This window comes from Shewanella sp. SM71, assembly GCF_025653905.1.
GTDB lineage: Bacteria > Pseudomonadota > Gammaproteobacteria > Enterobacterales > Shewanellaceae > Shewanella > Shewanella oncorhynchi.
On record NZ_JAKKRW010000005.1, the window covers coordinates 193,513 to 214,589 of the forward strand.

The following is a 21,077-nucleotide window of genomic DNA, read 5'->3' on the forward strand; positions in this document are numbered from 1 at the left end:
AGTTAGCGGAAATTCAGATATGTGGAAACCTACTCTAGCAAGCTTTATGTTTATTTTTGCTTTTATCATCAGTCCCGCTAATGCTGGCTATGATCGCAATCAAGCCGTGCCAGTTGAGAAAGTACTCTATGGCGATATCACTTCGGTACGTAATATCACCGAAACCCAGTTAATTGAAGACCGTAATCAAGGTTGGAAAACCTTCGGCGGCGCCTTAGCGGGTGGGGTGATTGGTAATCAGTTTGGTGGCGGTTCGGGTCGAGATGTGGCGACGATTTTAGGTGCCTTGATTGGTGGGGGTATTGGTAACCGTTATGGCAGTGGTACTAGCGTGCAATCGTTTAAGCTAGTGGAACTGATGATCAATCAAGAAGATGGTACTCAGGTCATGGTGATCCAAGATTACGATGCTGGCATGACGTTTAACGCGGGTGACAGAGTTCGAGTGGTATACCTGCAAGGTGGCGTGCGTGTTGATATCGCGATGTAAGCGATGGTCTCATATTGGATAAATTCTCATCTTCAGTAAATGGTCATCTTGAGTAACGGACGGTAATGCAATGACACGGACAGAACTAAGCCAATATTTAGCCGATTTTTTACATGTGTCGGCCTTTAAGGATTACGCACCCAATGGGCTGCAGGTAGAAGGCAAGGATGAGATCCGCACCTTAGTCACGGGCGTGACAGCGTGTCAGGCCTTGATCGATGAAGCGATTCGATTAAACGCCGATGCGATATTGGTTCATCACGGCTTTTTTTGGAAGAATGAACCTGAAGTGATCACAGGCATGAAACAACGCCGAATTAAGGCGCTGCTCAAGCATGATATTAGCTTGTTTGGGTATCATTTACCCTTAGATGCCCACCCAATGCTCGGTAATAACGCGACTTTGGGGAGACAGCTTGGGATCGTCGACGCAGAAGCCATCGAAGAGGTGGCTCAGGGGCTACTGTGGCGTGGAAAACTTGATCTTGCAGTCAGTGCTAGCGAATTTTCTCACACCCTTGAGAATGCGTTAGGCAGAGCCCCACTGCACATTGGTGATCGCGATGCTAAGATCCAACATGTAGCTTGGTGTACTGGTGGTGCACAGGACTATATTGATGTTGCGGCGAGTTTAGGTGTGGATGCGTTTATCAGTGGCGAAGTGTCCGAGCGAACCTTCCACAGTGCGGTAGAGCAGGGCATACATTATTTTGCGGCGGGACACCATGCGACAGAACGTTTTGGCATTCAAGCCTTAGGCCGTCACCTCGCCCGCGAGTTTGATCTCGTGCACCATTTTGTGGATATCACCAATCCGGTCTAATCCATTCATAAAGCGGCTTATGATGACAATCTAACTGTTTTATTCCTAAACGAAAGGCGAGCATGGCTCGCCTTTTTTATTGTGATTTTATTGTTACTTATAGTCACTCAAATCCGTTCCTCTAACTGATTGTGCAATCAGCTCTTAGCCTTTAGCTGCTAGATTAGCTCCAAAGTGGACAATACAAAGATGCCTAAGGTGCACGTGATCAGCGAGCAGACCGTGGTTAGCGCAATAATATTGGCCGCAAGGGGCGCATTGCCACCCATGGCGCGCGCCATCACATAGCTTGCGGCTGCGGTGGGCGCAGAACTCATTAAAAAGACCATTGCTAACTCAATTCCTCGATAACCCAACAGCAAGGCCCCCACAGTGATAAAAAGCGGGGCAAAGATCAGTTTCAATGCGGTCGAGAACCAAGTTGTATGCTTTTCATGTTTGAGTGAACCAACATCGAGCGAACCGCCAGTGCACAGTAGCGCTAATGGCAGGGTCATATTGGCGAAGTATTGTCCCGCATCGAGCACCATTTTCGGTACTGGAATAGCAAGCAAATAGAACAACATTCCTGCCATAATGGCAATGATCAACGGGTTTTTGGTGATGGTCTTGATGATCACGCCAAATGCACGTTGGCTGGATTCTTCACCTTTAGGGCTTAGGCAAATAACCGCTTGAATGTTATACAGCAGCGTCATCGAGGCAACATAGACTGCGGCTAAGGCAACACCAGAACTCCCATAGGCGTTGGAAACATAAGCTAAGCCGATAATAGCGGTATTGGCCCTAAACCCCCCTTGAATGATCACGCCTTGGTCTTTGTGCTTGGGAAATAGCCGCCTAGTTGCATAGGTGGAGAGTATGAAAAACAGGAAATTGGCTGCTAAACCATAGCCAATCAAGGGCGCACTGGAGGCGAGATCGTGATTTGAGCTAATGATGCTAAGGAACAGCAAGGCTGGCAGCGTCACGTTAAAGACTAATTTTGAGGCGACATCAATAAAGTTTTCATTGATGATTTGGGTGCGTTTTAGGATCACACCGAGCGCTAACATCAAACAGATTGGACCCGTAATCGAGGCAGAAAACAGCAACTGCTCAACGATATTTCCCATAACTACTCCTCGAGTTATTCATTTAGCACTGCGTCGATTTTAGACTTGTCACTGATATGAATGTCACATTGCCGTGAATATCTTGTCGATAGAAATACGAGTTTTAACTCGGTCTCTTAAACCACTCAGTTAAAATTAAATGACTTAAACTCAGTCTTTTAAAAGATTGCGTGACACTTGCGACCACGAATCGGCTCAAACAATCGATACCAACAAATAAGGCCACATAAAATGCGGCCTTATTGATTTTTCGAGCGTTATCTAGCGCAGATTACTTAACCCGCATGCCAGGCTGTGCGCCTTCATGGGGTTCTAAAATCCACAGATCGCTGCCACCAGGGCCAGTGGCCAAAACCATGCCTTCTGACATGCCAAAACGCATCTTACGTGGTGCTAAGTTAGCCACCATCACAGTTAGTTTGCCTTCAAGGTCTTCTGGCGAATAGGCCGATTTGATCCCAGCAAACACTTGGCGTGTTTCGCCACCGATGTCGAGCTGCAACTTCAGTAACTTGTCTGCGTCAGCAACATGCTCGGCTTTCACGATACGAGCGATACGCAGGTCGATTTTCGCAAAATCATCAAAGTTGATGGTTTCACTGATAGGATCGTTAACCAGAGGCTCACTGCTGACATTAGATGATTCAACCGTTTTTTCAGGCGCAGCCGTCTTTGGTGCATCGGCCGTGACTTGCAGGTTATCCTTAGAGTCGGCAACCATAGCATTGACTTTATCCAGCTCAACACGTTGCATCATGGCTTTGAATGGCGCGATTTCATGACCCGCTAAATCTTGGTTCAATGCATTCCAAGTGAGCGGTAGTTGGAAAAAGGCTTCCACATCTTGGGCTAAACGTGGCAATACAGGTTTGAGATACGTCACGAGAATACGGAACAGGTTCAAGGCATTTGAACACACTTGATGGGCCGCTTCCTGTTGATCATCGTGTTTTACCATTTGCCAAGGCGCAGCATCGGCTACAAAACCGTTAGCAATATCCGCCAGTGCCATGATTTCGCGCATTGCTTTGCCGTATTCGCGGCCTTCGTAAAATTCGGCAATCACCTCTTGCTTGGCTAGAAACGCCTCAGTCAGGGTGGTGTCGTTAATTTTCGCTAGCTTGCCATCGAAACGTTTAGTGATAAAACCTGCGGTGCGCGAGGCTAAGTTCACTAGCTTACCGACTAAGTCTGAATTCACGCGCTGGGCGAAATCTTCGAGATTTAAATCTAAATCGTCGATACGGCTGCTGAGTTTGGCGGCGTAGTAGTAACGTAAATATTCAGGATCTAAATGATCTAAATAAGTTCGCGCCTTGATGAAAGTGCCTTTGGATTTTGACATTTTAGCGCCGTTGACCGTCACATAGCCGTGGGCATAGACGCTGTTTGGCTGACGATAACCTGAGCCGTGTAACATGGCTGGCCAAAACAGACTGTGGAAGTAGACTATGTCTTTACCGATGAAGTGATACACCTCGGCGGTTGAATCTTTGCCCCAGAATTCCTCAAAGCTCAGCTCAGGGCGTTTGTCACAGAGGTTTTTGAACGAACCCATATAACCGATAGGCGCATCGAGCCAAACGTAGAAATACTTACCTGGCGCATCGGGAATTTCGAAACCAAAATACGGTGCATCACGGGTGATATCCCATTGCTGCAGACCTTGCTCGAACCACTCGTCGAGTTTATTGGCTATCTCGACTTGCAGTGCGCCAGAGCGAGTCCACTCTTTTAGCATGCCTTCGAAGGCAGGCAGGTCGAAGAAAAAGTGCTCAGTGTCTTTCATCACTGGTGTCGCACCCGATACCGCTGATTTTGGATTGATGAGCTCAGTTGGGCTGTAAGTCGCGCCGCAGGCATCACAGTTATCGCCGTATTGGTCCGGTGACTTACACTTAGGACAAGTGCCTTTTACGAATCGGTCTGGCAGGAACATGGATTTCTCAGGATCGAACAGCTGAGAAATACTCTTGCTCTTGATATAGCCATTCGCACGTAGCTTGAGATAAATATCACTCGCCAGTACGCGGTTTTCATCGCTGTGGGTGCTGTGATAGTTATCGAAGGCGATATTGAAATCGGCAAAATCATGCTGATGTTCTTTGTTCACTTGGGCAATCATGTCTTCTGGCGCTATGCCTAATTGCTGTGCTTTAAGCATGATTGGCGTGCCATGGGCGTCATCGGCACAAATATAGTGGCACTCATGTCCACGAAGCTTTTGATAACGCGACCAGATATCTGTCTGTATGTATTCCAGCATGTGACCTAAATGTATCGGTCCGTTTGCATAGGGAAGTGCGCTGGTCACGAGAATTTTACGTTGTGAAGTTGCCATCTTGTCTCAAATATCGTGGTGGGCCAAAAATATTGGTAGAGATACTAACCGATTACAGGATGATTTTCATCAAAACCTGAGCCAATTGAGCTAAATCTGCGCTAATGTTTTCTGCATTATCTGGTACACTTGGGCAAATTTATTGGTGGGGGTAATTCTTTTGTCTTCAACTCAAACTGATTATCGTCTGAATGACGATCTTCTCGGGCCAGTTCTGGCTATTCTCGATTCATTTGTTGACCCGTATCTCGCGAAAGGGTTAGTGAGCGCAGGATGCGTAAATAAGCTGGCATTGGAAGGTAAGCGTTTGCAGCTTGGCTTAGTCTATCCATACCCTTGTATGACTCAGTATCGCGACACTGTTATGGCGCTGACGAATAAGTTAGCGGTGCTCGATGCTATTGATGAAGTCGAGTGTGAAATCGATTTTCAACCTAAAGCCTACTCAGCGTTATCTTCTATTGCGCCGATTGTCAATGTGAAGCAAGTGATTGCCGTAGCCTCAGGTAAGGGCGGCGTGGGTAAGTCAACCACAGCGGTGAACTTAGCTTTGGCATTAGCGGCCGAAGGTGCGCAGGTGGGTATTCTCGATGCGGATATTTACGGCCCGTCAGTGCCTATGATGTTAGGTATTCCTAATTTCAGACCGCTTTCCCCAGATGGTAAACATATGACAGCCGCCAGTGCCCATGGCATTGCCGCGCAGTCGATTGGTTTTATGCTCAGTGGTGATGAAGCTGCCGTGTGGCGTGGCCCAATGGCCGCGGGCGCGTTGGCCCAGTTACTGAATGAAACCCAATGGCCAGAACTGGATTATTTAGTCGTTGATATGCCACCTGGCACAGGGGATATTCAGCTCACGTTATCGCAAAAAGTTCCTGTGAGCGGCGCTGTTATCGTGACTACACCGCAGGATATCGCGCTGGCCGATGCCAAGAAGGGCATCAATATGTTCCAGAAAGTGAACATTCCTGTGCTGGGTATTGTCGAGAACATGAGTTTCCATTTATGTCCTGAGTGTGGTCATAAAGAACATCCATTTGGAACACACGGCGGCAGTAAAATTGCTGAACGCTATCAAGTTCCACTGTTAGGCGCTTTGCCGCTGCACATCAATATCCGTGAAGCCATGGATAATGGTGCGCCGACCGTCGTTGCCGATCCTGACAGTGAAGTCGCTGCTCTTTATCGGGAAATTGCCCGTAAAGTGGGCGCAGAATTGGCTTTAAAGCAAAGCCAGAAAACAGTTTCTATTAGTGTTTCAGATGACGAGTAAGGTTTAAGGGTATGAATTCTCAGCAGTGTGTCATTATTGCAATTGCTGGCGCGTCAGCATCGGGCAAAAGTTTAATTGCCAAAACGATTTTTGACGAATTGCGCCGCGATTTAGGCACAGATCAAATTGGGGTAATTAATGAAGACGCGTACTATCGCGATCAGAGTCATTTATCCATGGATGAACGGGTATTAACGAATTACGATCATCCAAAAGCGCTGGACCATCAATTGTTGTGCACGCATTTACAGTTGCTCAAGTCTGGCGAAGCTGTTGATATCCCTTGTTATAGCTATACAGAACATACACGCACTGCAGAAACTTTAAAGATGACACCGAAAAAGGTGATCATTTTAGAAGGTATCTTATTGCTGACCGATCCTAAGTTACGTGCCCTGATGGACGCGAGTGTGTTTATGGACACGCCGCTGGACATTTGTTTCCTACGTCGCTTAACTCGTGATGTGGCCGAGCGGGGCCGTACTATGGAGTCTGTGATTTCACAGTACAAGAAAACCGTGCGTCCTATGTTCTTACAGTTTATCGAACCCTCGAAACAATACGCCGATATTATCGTTCCCCGTGGCGGCAAAAATCGTATTGCGACCGATATTTTAAAGACTCGTATCCAACATTTACTGGCAAAATAACGACATAAAACTCAAGGAGTAATAGGCAAGATGCGCTTAACCGATATCGAAATTGAACAGGCCCTTGATAACGGCACTATCGTAATAGAACCTCGCCCAGGCATAGAAGCTATTTCAGGCGTCAGTGTTGATGTGCGCTTAGGTGGACAGTTTCGCGTCTTTAAAGATCATACCGCGCCTTTTATCGACTTGAGTGGTCCAAGTGCTGAGATGCAAGCGGCGCTCGATCGGGTGATGAGTGAGATTATCGAAATCCCCGATGGGGAAGCATTTTTCTTGCATCCTGGCGAATTGGCTTTGGCTGTGACTTACGAGAGCGTAACTTTACCTGCTGATATCGTCGGTTGGCTTGATGGCCGTTCGTCTCTAGCGCGTTTAGGCCTGATGGTACACGTAACGGCGCACCGTATCGATCCGGGTTGGCAAGGTAAAATTGTGCTCGAGTTTTATAACAGCGGCAAGTTGCCTTTAGCTTTGCGTCCACGCATGACTATAGGTGCGCTTAACTTTGAACGCTTAAATCATGCGGTTGCACGTCCTTATAACACCCGTAAGAGTGCCAAGTACAAAGATCAGCAAGAAGCGGTGGCTAGCCGTATCAGTCAGGACTAACACGCGTGTTCTGGGTGAATGGCGCATCGCAGGCAAGTGTCGACCCTTCCGATCGAGGGCTTGCCTACGGTGATGGTCTGTTTGCAACGATGCGAACGGACGCTGAGGGGATTATGTTTTTTGAAGCCCACCAAGCCCGTTTAACCGCAGGCGCCGCAAGGCTTGGATTTCAATGGCAAATGAGTGAAGCATTGCAACAGCAACTGAATACCTTAGCCATTGAATATCCTCATCATTGCATTAAGTTAATCGTTTCCCGTGGTGCTGGTGGCCGTGGCTATACACCGCCAGAAACGGTTAATCCTACCGAAATCGTCTCAGTTCATACTATCCCCGGCCATTATGCTCAGTGGCAGCAACAGGGTATTAGCCTTAAAACTTCGTCGGTACGATTGGGTTTGCAGCCTATGTTGGCAGGGATGAAGCATTTAAATCGACTCGAACAAGTTTTGATTAAATCACACTCTTTACCGCAGGGATTTGATGACTGGTTAGTCAAAGATATCGAGGAGAATGTGATTGAATCTTCGATGGCGAATGTGTTTTTTATCAAAGATAATCGCATTATCACGCCTTCATTAGCCCTGTGTGGCGTGGCGGGTGTGATGCGCGAACAGATAATGTTGGCCTTGCTTGAACAGAACATGAATATCGAATGTTTGCCCGTTGGCGCCGAGCGTTTAATCGAATTTGACTCAGCGTTTATCACTAACAGCGTTTTAGGGATTGTGGATGTACTGGCGATAGACTCGCTCAAGTTCACCCGTGCTCCGATTACCGCGCAACTTAGACAGACACTTTCACTCACTCTATGAAAAAAATCATTATTATCGCCAGTTCAACCCTGTTGACCTTGCTAACCTTAGTCTGTTTGGGAGCCTTTTGGGGCTATCAAACGGTTGTCGAATACAGTCAAACGCCGCTGAGTCTTAGCGAGCCTAAAGAGTTGAAGGTTGAACGCGGCACCAGTGTAAATCAACTGGCGCAGCAACTTGCCGATGACGGCGTTATTCAAGATACGTGGAAACTCAAGTGGCTACTTAAGTTTCGTCCTGAGCTTGCCAAAATTCGCACGGGACTTTATGAAATATCACCTTCACAAACGATTACTGATTTACTCAATGATTTGATTGCCGGCAAAGTAAAAACCTTCAGTTTGACCTTAGTTGAAGGTAAAACTATTGTGGAATGGGAACAACAGCTTACCAGTGCTCCGCATTTACAAATGTCACCAGAAGCATTTGCAGCGGTATTGATGGCACAAGGCGATGATTCTGGTTTGCCTGAAGGAAAATTCTTCCCCGACACTTATCATTATACCGCCGAGGCGGATGCTAAAGTCATGCTGACTCAAAGCTATAAAATGATGGAGCAGGAGCTTGCCAAAGCGTGGGCAGAACGGGCGCCAAATTTGCCGTTAAAATCGCCCTATGAAATGCTGATTTTGGCATCGATAGTTGAGAAGGAAACCGGCCAAGCCCATGAGCGTGAGCAAATCGCCGGTGTATTTGTTAATCGTCTTAACCTAGGTATGCGTCTGCAAACCGATCCGACCGTTATTTACGGCATGGGTGATCGCTATAAGGGTAATATCACCCGCAAAGATTTAGTCGAAGAGACGCCTTTTAATACTTATCGCATCTTTGGATTGCCGCCAACGCCGATAGCTGCACCGAGTAAAGCCTCATTGATGGCCGTGTCTAAGCCCGCCAGTGTGAGTTACCTTTATTTTGTATCGCGCAACGATGGCACCCATGTGTTTTCAACCACGCTTGAAGAACACAATCACGCCGTAGACGTCTATCAGCGTAAGATAAAACCAGCGACGCCAGAAAAATCACCAAAGTAAAAATGCAGAGAAAGAAAATCCAATGTCAGTTTTTGCAAAATTTATCGTTATTGAAGGTTTAGAAGGCGCAGGTAAGTCGAGTGCGATTAACCTTATTCGCGACTTTATTGAAAAACATACGGGTAAAGCGCCGATTTGCACCCGCGAACCGGGCGGTACACCATTGGCTGAACGTATCCGTGATTTAGTTAAGATTGCCGATGCGAACGATCCCCTGTGTGATGAGGCCGAGTGTTTACTCATTTATGCTGCCAGAGCTCAGTTAGTTGCCAATGTCATAAAGCCCGCGCTTGCGCAAGGGCAATGGGTATTGGGTGATAGACACAATCTATCGTCATTAGCTTATCAAGGTGGTGGCAGAGGGTTAATGCCGTTAGTGGAAGCGGTGAGCACTGCAACACTAAAGGGATTTAAACCCGATCTTACTTTGTACTTAGATTTAGATCCTAAGCTTGGGCTTACCCGTGCAGCTAAACGTGGTGAGCTTGATAGAATTGAGCAACAAGCGATTGATTTCTTTGAGCGAGCACGCGCTACATATCTCAAACTTGCCAGCGAAGACGACAGTATTGTGGTTATAGACGCGAGCCAAACTATGGCCGAAGTGCACAAAGATATCTTAGCCGTGCTTCAGGCGATGGTATGGTAGCCGAGTCCGGATTTACGGCTGAGCAATTACCTTGGCTCGAAGGGCCAAGACAGGCATTTTTAGCTCAATTAGCGCGTCAAAAAATACCTCACGCACAACTCGTGGGCATTGATTCAGCCTATGGCGGTGAGTTGCTGAGTGTGTTTATGGCGCGCGCGGCTATGTGTGTGCAGCCAACGCCTGTGGGAGCGTGCGGTTTTTGTAAGTCTTGTCAGCTCTATGATGCGGGCAATCATCCTGATTTTTATCATATCGCCGCCGATGGCAATCAAATTAAAGTCGATCAAATTCGTGAGCTGTGTACGCGTCTGACGGCCACTGCACAGCAAAGTGGCAGGCGTGTAGCGATTATCCACCACAGCGAGCGTCTTAACTCCGCTGCCGCGAACGCACTCCTTAAAACCCTTGAGGAGCCTGGTAAAGACACCTTACTGATTTTGCAGTCGGATACGCCTGCACGTTTGATGGCGACGGTTAGCAGTCGTTGTCAACGCATTCCTTTTGTCGTTCCGAGTCGAGAGGTCATCAAAAACTGGCTTGCCCAGCGATGCGGTATTCAAGAGGATGTAACTTGGTGTTTGAGTGTGGTGGGTGGGCCATTAAAGTTGGCTGAGAGCTTGCAGTCTGAGGGGAGCCAACAGAGTCGGTATCAATCCTTGCTACAATTTCGCAAAGATTGGGCACAAAGTTTGTCGTCTGGTCATCTGTGTGCTAGTTTGTTAATAATAAGTGAACAACAAATAATTGATGTTCTTAAGGTTTTGTACCTACTTATACGACAGGTTTTACTGAAAAATAGCCATCAAGATGCGTTTGTTCATGCGCAGCTCGGGAATTTGGCGGCTAAGATCATGGGAATGTGTCATAGCTTAAGCACAATGCCGAGCGTCAATTATCTGGCCCTGTGTCAAAGTTATGTCTTAGAATATAGAGAGATAACAAATAAGTAATATGCCATGGTAGATCTCGTCGTTAATTTTGATACCTTACATCAGTTATATCGTGCCTATATGCCTTTTATTAAGCCGGCAGGATTATTTATTGCGACCAGTGAAAGTCATTATCTTGGCCAACCGCTGACGATTGCGTATCGTTTACCCGGCGCAACCCTCACTAATGAATTTCGTGGTGTTGTGGTGTGGATTAATCCCTTAGGAGCGTCGGGGGGCCGCCCTGTGGGGATTGGCATTAAAATTATTTCTGAGCCAGATAGCCATAAACACCATATCGAAAAGTTACTGTCCCGCGAACTCGCCTCTGGCGATTTAACCTGTACTATGTAGGTTAGCCTGCATTATTGCTCTGGTTTAAACGTCTGATCACTGCCTAAACTGACTATTTACTTCTGTTGAATTTGACCTCGATCCCTTGGCTGGGTATCCTTGTCGTCCTTTTGTTATTCAGCTTGGAAATCCCTGTGCTTATTGATTCACACTGCCATCTCGATCGCCTTAAAGCGGCGCCTGATCAACAAACTCTAGAACATATTCTGGCCAGCGCGAAAGCCCGTGGCGTGGACTATATGCTATGCGTCAACGTGCGCCAGCAGGGATTTGAATCGATGCGAGATAAAGTTGCAGCCTTCGATCAGGTATTTTTATCATCGGGCGTGCATCCATTAGACGTTAAAGAAGGCCTCGATGTTGAGCAAATCCGCCGCTTTGCCACCGATCCTAAAGTGGTCGCGATTGGTGAAACGGGGTTAGATTATTTTTATGCAGACGACACTAAGCTGTTGCAACAGCAATGTTTTGAGCAGCAGATTGCCCTTGCGGTCGAAGTGAATAAACCTTTAATTGTCCATACCCGTGATGCACGTGAAGATACGATCAATATGCTTAAGCAGGGCAACGCGGATAACGTTGGCGGCGTGCTGCATTGCTTTACCGAGAACTGGGAGATGGCGAAAGCGGCGATTGATCTCGGCTTTTATATTTCGGTTTCAGGCATAGTCACTTTTAAAAATGCGGGTGATCTGCGAACCGTTATTCGCAAAGTGCCTCAGGATCGTCTGCTAGTTGAAACTGATTCGCCTTATTTGGCGCCGATCCCACACCGTGGACAAGAGAATCAGCCTGCCTATGTGCGCGATGTGGCTGAGTTTGTGGCAGAGCTTAGAGGTGAGCGTTACGAAGATCTTGCTGAATACACCAGCAATAACTTCTTTAATTTATTCAAAGATGCAGCGCGTTTAGTTGGCCGTTAGCAGCAAGTGCTTTGAATCACTTTATGCGATTGCGTGATTGTTAGCGTACAGGCATAAAAAAAGGCCCAAAACGATTAAAGCTGTTTGGGCCTAGGGGAATGGCTCATTGAAGAGCCGTGCGCTACAGGTGAAAGCGCCATGCAGTGCGCTTTACAATAGACTCAGTGTAGTCGAGCTTTTGTCTTATAGTCGCGCTCACTTTCCCCCTTTTTTAGGTTATTTATCGCTAAAAAACAGCGAAATTATAACGATTTCGTCTGTTCTGGTAGCAGTAACACTTTATCTTTCACTAAGTCTCTGGGTAGGTTGTTTTTTAACTTATTGCCTAAATGTTTCGCCATCCCTAATGGTGCACCGCCATAACAGACGATCACTTCACCTTGAGCTTTCACTGCGGTGTTTAGGGCAATATCTCGCCCCATCAAATACTCTTTCGCTTCAACATCGCTCACATCGACCGTTTTTGCGGTTGGGCTGAGCTGTTTTCCTGCTAATGCAATAATCGCTTCATGGCGGACTTTAAAGCCGTGTTTACTGTTATCGGCGAGTTTAATGCCAATACGCTGAAAGCGCATACGGCCGATAAAAGCGTTGAATTCATGCGGGAATAGCCAGAATTCATCATCGCGAACCATGATGAGTTCGTCCGGTAAGCTGATGCCTAAATCCTGCTGAAAATAGTCTTTGATCCCTTGGGCTTGTTTCGCTGATGCGGGCGTGAAGGGGAAGTTTTTCTGCAGTTTAGGCTCAGGCTGTAAACGCGGCACTGAGGCGGTTTTTGTCAATTTAGCGACAAAGAAACCTTCACTGTCGTAAATCTGTGGCCAGACATGTAAGAAGCCTTCGGGCGTTGTAGCTCGATCTGCGCCATCAAATAAATCGCTTAAGGATTCAAATTGCACCGCATCGCCGTAGACTTGCTTTAAATACTCGCACACGCCTTGGTTTTCGAGGCGGTTTAAGGTGCAGGTTGAGTAGACCAAACTGCCGCCGGGTTTCAGGGCGAGAAACGCCGATTCGATTAAGGCTTTTTGGGTTTCGCTAATCGCCAGCACATCGTCTAGGCTCCAGTGTTTTAGCGCATCGGCGTCTTTACGCACTGTGCCTTCACCGCCACAGGGCGCATCGATAAGCACGGCATCAAAACTTTCGTACAGGTATTCGCCAAATACACGGCCATCGAAATGGGTGAGGGCGCAGTGGCTCGCGCCCATGCGCAGCACATTGGCGTGCAATACTTTTACGCGGCTTGCCGAATATTCATTTGCCACTAATAAGCCTTGGTTTTGCATTAATGCGGCCATTTGCGTGGTTTTTGAACCGGGTGCGGAGGCAAGATCGAGAACGCACTGCCAATGTGCATTCGGTGTAAAAAGTGCGGTCGGCGGCAACATAGAGCTGGCTTCTTGAATGTAGAATAAGCCCTGAATATGCTCTAAGGCATTGCCGAGTTGTTCTTCTTCATCGTAACTGATCCAAAATCCGTCTTCACACCAAGGAATAGGATCGAACGTCCAGCCCTTAGGTTGCATCAAGGTCTTAAAGTCGTCGCTGCTGATTTTTAAGGTATTGACCCGAATTGAACGTCTAAGCGGCCTGTCGCAGGCGGCAATAAACTCGTCCATGGATAAATGGGCGGGGAGTTCTTGGGTGATTGTATCGATAAAATTTTGATTTAATTGGACCATTGATTTCATTGAACCATAGGAAAATAGACTGTGTATCAACTGGCGCGAGTATATCATAATCCCTTATTGGGTCTGAGATTTTCTCCCGAGCAGCCAAGGCTGCTATTGTGATTTAATGTTTATACTTTGACGATTTCAGCGATATTGGAATGAGTCGCCATAAAGCTAGCACTCAGTAGCCATGAGCTAATAGAATAAAAACAAATAAAAATAAGGGGATTAGCGTGCTGAATCGCGTGTGGTTGGCTTTTTTTATCACAGCATTGCTTGCAATAGCGGTGCAACTGTTCAATGGGCACATAGAAGTCCTATCGGCTTCGGTCGCCGCATTATTTGCGAGTGCTAAGCTTGCTGCTGAAATTTCCCTTGGGCTGATTGGCGTGCTTTCTCTGTGGATGGGATTGATGCAGGTTGGAGAAAAGGCTGGCGTTGTCGGCGCTATTGCCTTTGTGTTTGAGCCATTACTGCGCCGTTTGATGCCTGAAGTGCCCAAGGGGCATCCGGCCTTTGGCAGTATCACGATGAATTTAACAGCGAATATCTTTGGGTTAGATAATGCTGCCACACCACTTGGTTTAAAGGCGATGCATGATTTACAGAGTTTAAATCCGCTAAAAACCGTGGCGACTAATGCGCAAATCTTATTTTTAGTACTCAATACTTCCTCTGTGACCTTAGTGCCTGTGACGGTATTCCTTTATCGTGCCCAGCAAGGTGCCGCTGCGCCTGCGGATATTTTCTTGCCGATTTTACTGGCTACTTCGGCATCGACATTGGCGGGCTTGCTGGTTGTGGCGTTAGTGCAGCGGATTTCATTATTAAACTCAGTGGTGCTCGGTTATGGCGCCTTGATGCTCTCAGGGTTAGTGGCGAGTGGTTTTTATCTGATGACCTTAAGTGCTGAGGCCATTGGCACAGTGTCGACGGCAATGGGCAATGGTATTTTGCTGTTATTGGTATTTACCTTCGTGATTGTTGCGGGCATTCGCAAGGTGGCGGTTTATGATGAGTTTATTGAAGGGGCAAAGGCGGGTTTTGCTCAATCTATCCAGTTGATCCCTTATTTGCTTGCTATGTTATTAGCGATTGGTTTACTGCGTGCATCCGGCGCCTTGGATTATCTGTTGCAGTTGATTGCCACTGGTGTGCGGATATTGGGTTTTGATACGCGTTTTGTCGATGCAATGCCGACCGCACTGATGAAACCTTTTAGTGGCTCAGGCGCCAGAGCTATGATGCTTGAGACAATGGATCACCACGGAGTAGATTCCTTTGCGGGTCGATTAGCGGCGATTTTTCAGGGTAGCACTGAAACCACTTTCTATGTTCTCGCTGTGTATTTTGGTTCTGTGGGTATTCGCCATGGACGCCACGCCTTGGCTTGCGGTTTAACCGCGGATTTTGCGGGGATCAGTGCCGCGATTGCCGTTTGTTATTGGTTCTATGGATAAGGGGGCTAGAGTATTGAGCTACCTAGAATGTCTCAATAACATTGCGAGAAGCTAAAAATAAATCAGGCGCATTATGCGCCTGATTTATTTGTAAGAGCTTTAATATTAGTGCGTTGGTGTAAGTATTTTGATGAAAATAATTACTGGGCTGGTGCCCATTGCTGCCATTCGTTTTCGGCTTTGTGTTGCAATCTTAATACTGTGCCAGTCGCTAAACGATTATCCCCTTGAGTCGTGTCCTTAGTCGCCACATTGATGCCGCCAGCGAGTAAGGTTTCCAGCGAGCCCGCTTCGATTTGGGCACCTGAAAAGAGGCCGACATCGACTTTAATCCCTGAGGCATCCCAGAACTGACTGCTTTGATTCACTAAGTGACTGTACTGTGCCTCGATATGGGCCTGCATCAATACACTATTCCCCTGTGTCGATAGGCTATAACCGTCGATTTGACCGACTTTAATCCCTCGGAAGAAGATAGGTGTGCCGACTTTCATTGAGCCTAGGCTAGTATCTTCTAGAATGAATTTCAGCGCATCTTCGGCAACATTGGCATAGCTGCTGGCAGCGAGGTTGGCAACAAACTGGGTCGCTTTTTGACTACTCTTACCCGGTAAGACTCCTATGTAAGGACCTGTGATCAAGGTTTCTGGCGCTTTGATCCCCGCCAGAGAAATTTGTGCATCCACTAAATGATATTCACAGTCACTGCGGCTGAAATGTTCGGCATATTCCCCGTAGAGATATGCGCTAGCTGTGAGTGTATTGAGATCCGCATTGAGCTTCACCTGCGACACTTCACCCACTTGATGACCTTGATAGCGAATCGCGGCCTTGGCCGTCAGTTTGCTGGAGGCGGGTAATGTGAGGCGAATTGCCTGCGCCTGAGTTAATGCCAACTGCTTGCTCTCATAGAGTTTTAAGTTAGCTGCATTGCTGGCTTTGTCATTACTATCAAGTAATCCCAGACTGATGCTGCCCTTTAATGCTCCTTGAAGCGGCGCGACCGCAACATCAATGCCCGCAAGACTGGCACTGATATCCACGGCGCTGTTACGCCAGAATACTTTTGGCTTTTTCAGCAAGGGTTGAAACTGTTTGTCGATAGCGAGCTTGATAGCGAAGTCTTCGGTTTTGCTTTGCCAGTTCACTGAGTCAACTGTGCCAATTTGCATTTTTTTATAGTAAATCGGTGAGCCTTGGCTGACATCGGCGCCATCTTGACTGATTAACGTTAAATGCACTTGCTGCTGACGATCATAAAAAGCTGTCGCGGCATCCACAGAGCTAAAGAGGGGCAGAGCGCTGTTAGCAACTAAAGGTGTGTCGCTGTGACCTTGGATCAAGCTAACTGCACCTTGAGTGAGTGTTGTAAAATCCCTTGCTTTGACTGATACCCCGTCTAACGATGCGTTTACCGTTAATGCTGACTCAGGCACAAAATAGCTGTCGCTGCGTATTAGACTGGCAAACTCAGGTTGTAGCTCGAGTTGGTATTCCACCGCCGATAAATCTTTGGTTAACTTAACTGCAAGCACTGAACCAATGGGGATTTGCTTGAAGCGAACTTGAGCGCCCGCTGAAATGCCCATGTTTTCGGCTGAGGTTAAGGTCAAGAAACGCTTCTTCGATTGCAGTAAATCAGGCGCTTTGGCTTGTAAGGCAAAGCTGCTTGGTACCGCGCTTTTGGTGTTGATGCCTGGCAGGAAGTTGATCACGCTACCTGTCAGTAAGCGTTCTGGATTCTTAATGCCTGAGAGGGAAATATCAGCACCTTCAAGCCAAAACACGCCGTCGTTAGTTAACAGTGAACCGTATTGAGGTTCAAATTTAGCCACGGCTGTAACACCATTGGACGTGAGTTGTTTACTTAAAATACTGCCAATATTGATGCCGCGATAAACGATACGAGTGCCTTTGTCGACACCGTTAGCGTCAGCCATGGTCAAGCTTATTTCTATGCCGCCAAGGGCGGTGGTTTCTGAATCATAAAGCGAAAAAACGTCACCGTTTTTAGCTATGTCTGCTTTATCGTCAGAGCTGAAACTCACGCCGCCAGCCAGAATGGATGCCAAACTCTCTGAACTGACTTTAACTCCAGTTAGTGAAGCATCAATTTTGACGCCAGAAACATTCCAAAAGTGAGAATTTTTCTTCACTAATCGCGCGTATTGCTCTTGAATGAAAGCGCTGATAATGACTCTTTGATTGCCATCTAAACGATAGCTGACCACGCTACCCACTGGGATTTGGCGGAAAAATATTGGCGAGCCAACATCGAGCGAACCGAGTTTATCGGAGGTCAATTCGACCATCACACCTTCTGAGCCGATTTGCATCGGCGGCGGTTGGCGTTCTGCCTCGAAGAAGGTTGATGCATTGCCTTTACCGGGTTGAATAGCAATGTAGTTACCGGAAAACAGCGCATCTAAGCCTTCAACACCTGTAATACTTGCTTTAGGTGTGACAAGCCAGAAGAGGGTTTCTTTATTCAAGAAAGGCTTCGCGCGGTAGTCCATCATGACCTTGACGTTCACGCCTTTGAGATCGTCATCTATGCCAATGTCTTTAACTTTACCGACAGTCAAACCTTGGTATTTGACTAAGGTTTTACCCACATCAATCCCTGTGGCGCTCGGAAAGTGAATTTGAATTTCAACCCCCGATTCTTTAATGCTCTTAATGCCCAGCCAAGCACCTAATGCCAACGCGACAATAGGAAGCAGCCAAATGGGCGAAAAGAGTTTTTTCTTTACAACTTTCGGCGATTCAATTTGTGTCATCTTGAGGTTCCAATCGATCCCAGAGTAAACGAGTGTCTAAAACTTTTGCGGCTAACTGAGTTAACAGAATAACCAAGGCAAATGCGGTAGCCGCAGGCGCGGGTTTCGCGTCGAGTAATTGTCCCATGTTCACTAATGCAACTGTGATTGAGATGACAAATAAATCGAGCATTGACCAGCGGCCAATCCATTCGATGATGTGAAAACCCACCATCAATTTCTTTTTTGAAATCGGAATGTCAAAGCTGATCGCACACAGATAAATGGATAAGCCGATGATTTTAATCCATGGTACTAAAATACTGGCGGTAAACACTATGATGGCAATAGGCAGCATATCTGAATGCACTAAATGCAAAATGCCTGAAAAAATGGTGTCGTGCCGCACTTGCCCTTGATTGGTCAGCATAGTGATAGGGTAAATGTTGGCTGGCACCAGTAAGATGGCAGCGGTAATCAACAAAGCCCAACTTTTTTGCAGGCTGGAATAGTCTCTGACGTGCAACTCAGTTTCACAGCGCTGACAGTGCGTGAGTTCACTGCTGTTGAGTTGGCGACACACTTTACAGAGACATAGGCCGATATCTTTACCTTGTTGTTTCATATCAGCTATGACCTTCCAATAACGTCCACATATGTTCTAAATCGTATTCTCTTTGTAGAAACAAGGTCACGAGAAACAGCATAGTGAAGCAAAATGTGCCCATACCAAAATAAATGTCCGAAAAATCAGATAGCTGAAATGATGAAACTAAGAAGCTGATCACATAAATTTCCAGCATAGTGAGCTGCGATAAGATACCATGAAATTTTAATAACTGCTTCAATGAGTTACGCCAAAAAAGGCTACTCAATCCCCATTTCACAATTAAAATCTGTGTCAATATCGATAACAGTAATAAGCCAGGGCCTATCACCGCGGCGGCAAGTACGGCGACACCTACAACCCAATAGCCTTGGTCAAATACTGCAAATGCCCCTTGGAAAACCGTGGTAGTACGAATACTGCCGAAAAAGTGGATCTCGAGTACGGGTAAAAAATTGGCTGGGAAATAAAACACTAATGCAGAAATACATAGGGCTAACATACCATTCACAGAGCAGTATGGCGTGTCATAAAGTGCAGTGCTGCAACGAGGACAGATTGCTCTAACGCCGCTAGGCAAGGCACGTTTGCGGACTGCTAAATCGCAGGAGCGGCATAGGGTTACTGAATTTTCTGCTGCGTTTTCATGCATATAAAAATATATATTAGCCTAATAGGAGTAATAACAGCGAGATCGGTACAAAGTGTCGTGCTAGTTAGCTGTTAAGCCACGTCTAGCGCTTTATAATCTTGGCAACGAAAGTACGCTAATAATATCAGATTAATCAGAACACTTGCATCACAAGTTCAATCTATGTCACTCTAGTTACTGTATATAAAAACAGTGCGAGGGCAGTCATGGCAGTAATAACACAGTTTGTCGTGGTCAGAGAAGGGGTTGAAAAGATGACATTCACATCTAAGAAGGAGGCTGATGCCTACGATAAGATGCTCGATATCGCCGATAACCTTATCCCCTTCATTCAAAAAGCTGATTTGGGTATAGATGAAAGTGTGGGCGAAAAGCTCGCATTCTATTTTGCTAACAATAAAGATGAGCTGACGAACTTGCTTAAAGGCGCCGTTCAGGTTAATAGTACGCCAACGAATCCGCCTGCAGCGAAAAAAGCGGCTAAAAAGACCGAAGCAGCAGAATAAAATTGTTAGGAAATGTAATGAAATCGAAATTTTATGAGTCACTTAACCGTCAAGCCTTGGCCTTGTTGGAAGGGGAAGATGACCTTGTTGCGGCGATGGCGAATTTTTCAGCCTTGCTCAATGATAATTTAACTGAGCTGAACTGGGTGGGATTCTACGTCATGCGTGGCGAACAACTGGTACTTGGCCCGTTTCAAGGTAAAGTGGCTTGTACACGCATTCCGTTAGGAAAAGGTGTGTGTGGTACAGCAGCATTCACTAATCAAACTCAGCGAGTGGCCGATGTCCATCAATTTGATGGTCATATTGCCTGTGATTCTGCCAGTAATTCTGAAATCGTTGTGCCAGTTCGTGCGCAAGGTAACGTGGTTGCCGTGCTCGATATTGACAGTCCTATCTTCGATCGTTTCGATGAAGAAGACCAAAAGGGGCTGGAATTACTGGTTAAAAGTTTTGAAAACTGCCTATTTGATTAATTTGCGTACAATAACGCATAATTCATAGTCGCAATCGGTGGCGTGCGCCTTATAATATGCGCCTGCACGCATTAAGCTGGTTTGATTGGCATGCAATGAATAAGCTTAGTGTTTTGAGCTGACAAAATTTGTTAAGGTATATTTTTTAACTTTAGTAAACGCGGCTAGGATGCTAATTTGTACGTTGACTCAATATTGAGTTTAACGAAGATAAACGACATGTAAGAAGCTGATATATATCACCTCGAATCGATGTCCCTTTTTGACTGTGGAAGTAATGATGGAATCAACAGAAAAGTTGACCGACACCAATGCAATTTTGGCGTATTTGTATGAAACATTTCCTTTGTGCTTTATTGCTGAAGGTGAAACTAAGCCATTAAAAATCGGATTGTTTCAAGATTTGGCTGAAAGGTTGGCTGATGATTCTAAAGTCAGTAAAACTCAGCTCAGAGTTGCCTTGAGACGTTACACCAGCAGCTGGCGCTATTTAAAGTGCGTTAAAGCAGGCGCACAACGCGTAAACCTGGATGGCGAACCTTGCGGCGAGTTAGAGCAAGAGCACATTGATCATGCTCAAGCCATGTTGAAAGAGAGTCAGGATAAGGCCAAAGCGAAACGTGCAGCACTTGCACCTAAGCCCGCGGCGAAGAAAACACCTAAAAAGGTGGCCGTTCCTCAGCGTCCTAAAACTGAGCGTCCTGCTAAGCCTGCACCAAAAGCTGCAGCGCCAGTCGTCAATTATGTTCAAGCACAATTGACTGATTTAACGAAAAAACAACGCGTCAATGTTAAATTAGGTATGACACCCGTAGCCGGTGTGATTACTGACATTAACAAGGAAGATATTCATGTTCAGCTTGATAGTGGCCTAACGATTAAAGTTAGAGCAGAACATATCCTGCTGTAATCATTTATTAAAACGGA

At 46.4% G+C, this 21,077-nt stretch carries 21 protein-coding genes; 15 read left to right on the forward strand and 6 right to left on the reverse strand.

Annotation, left to right across the window (positions count from 1 at the left end; translation table 11 throughout):
- Nucleotides 1-19: 19 nt before the first annotated feature.
- Nucleotides 20-490 (forward strand): glycine zipper 2TM domain-containing protein, encoded by a 471-nt coding sequence (locus tag L5L97_RS06935; protein ID WP_028759742.1) that lies wholly within the window; start codon nt 20-22, stop codon nt 488-490.
- Nucleotides 491-560: 70 nt separating this feature from the next.
- A complete protein-coding gene (locus L5L97_RS06940) occupies nt 561-1,313 on the forward strand; it encodes a Nif3-like dinuclear metal center hexameric protein (RefSeq protein ID WP_263162763.1) in 753 nt (250 codons plus the stop codon).
- A 158-nt stretch (nt 1,314-1,471) separates the two neighbouring features.
- On the opposite strand, the gene L5L97_RS06945 is transcribed toward L5L97_RS06940, so the two are convergent.
- Nucleotides 1,472-2,428, reverse strand: coding sequence for an AEC family transporter (locus L5L97_RS06945; RefSeq protein WP_263181510.1), 957 nt, complete (start codon nt 2,426-2,428; stop codon nt 1,472-1,474).
- A gap of 271 nt (nt 2,429-2,699) precedes the next feature.
- Entirely contained in the window at nt 2,700-4,769 is a 2,070-nt protein-coding gene (gene metG / locus L5L97_RS06950) for a methionine--tRNA ligase (RefSeq protein ID WP_263181511.1), read from the reverse strand.
- Between the two features lie 160 nt (nt 4,770-4,929).
- Between metG and apbC the strand changes: the two genes are divergently transcribed.
- The 9 genes from apbC (at nt 4,930) to L5L97_RS06995 (ending at nt 12,011) form a co-directional block, all read left to right on the forward strand.
- Nucleotides 4,930-6,045, forward strand: coding sequence for an iron-sulfur cluster carrier protein ApbC (gene apbC / locus L5L97_RS06955; protein WP_263181512.1), 1,116 nt, complete (start codon nt 4,930-4,932; stop codon nt 6,043-6,045).
- 11 nt (nt 6,046-6,056) lie between these two features.
- The gene (gene udk / locus L5L97_RS06960) at nt 6,057-6,695 is read left to right on the forward strand and encodes a uridine kinase (RefSeq protein WP_028759746.1); all 639 of its coding nucleotides are present in this window, start codon (nt 6,057-6,059) and stop codon (nt 6,693-6,695) included.
- A 30-nt stretch (nt 6,696-6,725) separates the two neighbouring features.
- Nucleotides 6,726-7,307, forward strand: a complete 582-nt coding sequence (gene dcd / locus L5L97_RS06965; RefSeq protein WP_028759747.1) for a dCTP deaminase — start codon at nt 6,726-6,728, stop codon at nt 7,305-7,307.
- 5 nt (nt 7,308-7,312) lie between these two features.
- On the forward strand, nt 7,313-8,122 hold the full coding sequence (gene pabC / locus L5L97_RS06970; RefSeq protein WP_263162748.1) for an aminodeoxychorismate lyase: 810 nt from the start codon (nt 7,313-7,315) through the stop codon (nt 8,120-8,122).
- Nucleotides 8,119-9,156 carry an endolytic transglycosylase MltG gene (gene mltG, locus L5L97_RS06975; protein WP_173244534.1) on the forward strand — a complete coding sequence of 346 codons (1,038 nt, stop codon included), beginning with the start codon at nt 8,119-8,121 and terminating at the stop codon, nt 9,154-9,156. Before pabC ends, mltG begins: the two co-directional genes overlap by 4 nt.
- A gap of 22 nt (nt 9,157-9,178) precedes the next feature.
- Nucleotides 9,179-9,805: a dTMP kinase gene (gene tmk / locus L5L97_RS06980; RefSeq protein ID WP_028759750.1), complete on the forward strand. Its 627-nt coding sequence runs from the start codon at nt 9,179-9,181 to the stop codon at nt 9,803-9,805.
- Nucleotides 9,799-10,755, forward strand: a complete 957-nt coding sequence (gene holB, locus L5L97_RS06985) for a DNA polymerase III subunit delta' (protein WP_212600206.1) — start codon at nt 9,799-9,801, stop codon at nt 10,753-10,755. Before tmk ends, holB begins: the two co-directional genes overlap by 7 nt.
- Before the next feature lie 6 nt (nt 10,756-10,761).
- On the forward strand, nt 10,762-11,088 hold the full coding sequence (locus L5L97_RS06990; protein WP_028759752.1) for a PilZ domain-containing protein: 327 nt from the start codon (nt 10,762-10,764) through the stop codon (nt 11,086-11,088).
- 134 nt (nt 11,089-11,222) lie between these two features.
- Nucleotides 11,223-12,011, forward strand: coding sequence for a TatD family hydrolase (locus tag L5L97_RS06995; protein WP_263181514.1), 789 nt, complete (start codon nt 11,223-11,225; stop codon nt 12,009-12,011).
- Between the two features lie 242 nt (nt 12,012-12,253).
- Here L5L97_RS06995 and rsmF read toward each other — a convergent pair whose 3' ends face one another.
- On the reverse strand, nt 12,254-13,699 hold the full coding sequence (gene rsmF, locus L5L97_RS07000) for a 16S rRNA (cytosine(1407)-C(5))-methyltransferase RsmF (protein WP_263148415.1): 1,446 nt from the start codon (nt 13,697-13,699) through the stop codon (nt 12,254-12,256).
- Nucleotides 13,700-13,923: 224 nt separating this feature from the next.
- On the opposite strand from rsmF, the gene L5L97_RS07005 reads away from it, so the two are divergent.
- Complete coding sequence (locus L5L97_RS07005) at nt 13,924-15,150, forward strand: nucleoside recognition domain-containing protein (protein ID WP_263168969.1); 1,227 nt, start codon at nt 13,924-13,926, stop codon at nt 15,148-15,150.
- A 140-nt stretch (nt 15,151-15,290) separates the two neighbouring features.
- On the opposite strand, the gene L5L97_RS07010 is transcribed toward L5L97_RS07005, so the two are convergent.
- From L5L97_RS07010 to L5L97_RS07020, 3 genes are read right to left on the reverse strand one after another with little or no spacing between them, the layout of a single operon-like run.
- On the reverse strand, nt 15,291-17,930 hold the full coding sequence (locus L5L97_RS07010; protein WP_263181515.1) for a PqiB family protein: 2,640 nt from the start codon (nt 17,928-17,930) through the stop codon (nt 15,291-15,293).
- Complete coding sequence (locus tag L5L97_RS07015; protein ID WP_105252657.1) at nt 17,917-18,534, reverse strand: paraquat-inducible protein A; 618 nt, start codon at nt 18,532-18,534, stop codon at nt 17,917-17,919. The genes L5L97_RS07010 and L5L97_RS07015 overlap by 14 nt, the downstream gene beginning before the upstream one ends.
- A gap of 1 nt (nt 18,535) precedes the next feature.
- On the reverse strand, nt 18,536-19,168 hold the full coding sequence (locus L5L97_RS07020; RefSeq protein ID WP_173244555.1) for a paraquat-inducible protein A: 633 nt from the start codon (nt 19,166-19,168) through the stop codon (nt 18,536-18,538).
- Nucleotides 19,169-19,374: 206 nt separating this feature from the next.
- Between L5L97_RS07020 and L5L97_RS07025 the strand changes: the two genes are divergently transcribed.
- From L5L97_RS07025 to proQ, 3 genes are all read left to right on the forward strand, one after another.
- Nucleotides 19,375-19,674 (forward strand): YebG family protein, encoded by a 300-nt coding sequence (locus L5L97_RS07025; protein ID WP_105252655.1) that lies wholly within the window; start codon nt 19,375-19,377, stop codon nt 19,672-19,674.
- 17 nt (nt 19,675-19,691) lie between these two features.
- Nucleotides 19,692-20,150 carry a GAF domain-containing protein gene (locus L5L97_RS07030; RefSeq protein WP_028759760.1) on the forward strand — a complete coding sequence of 153 codons (459 nt, stop codon included), beginning with the start codon at nt 19,692-19,694 and terminating at the stop codon, nt 20,148-20,150.
- 280 nt (nt 20,151-20,430) lie between these two features.
- A complete protein-coding gene (proQ, locus tag L5L97_RS07035; protein WP_263181530.1) occupies nt 20,431-21,060 on the forward strand; it encodes an RNA chaperone ProQ in 630 nt (209 codons plus the stop codon).
- The last annotated feature ends 17 nt before the right edge of the window (nt 21,061-21,077 follow it).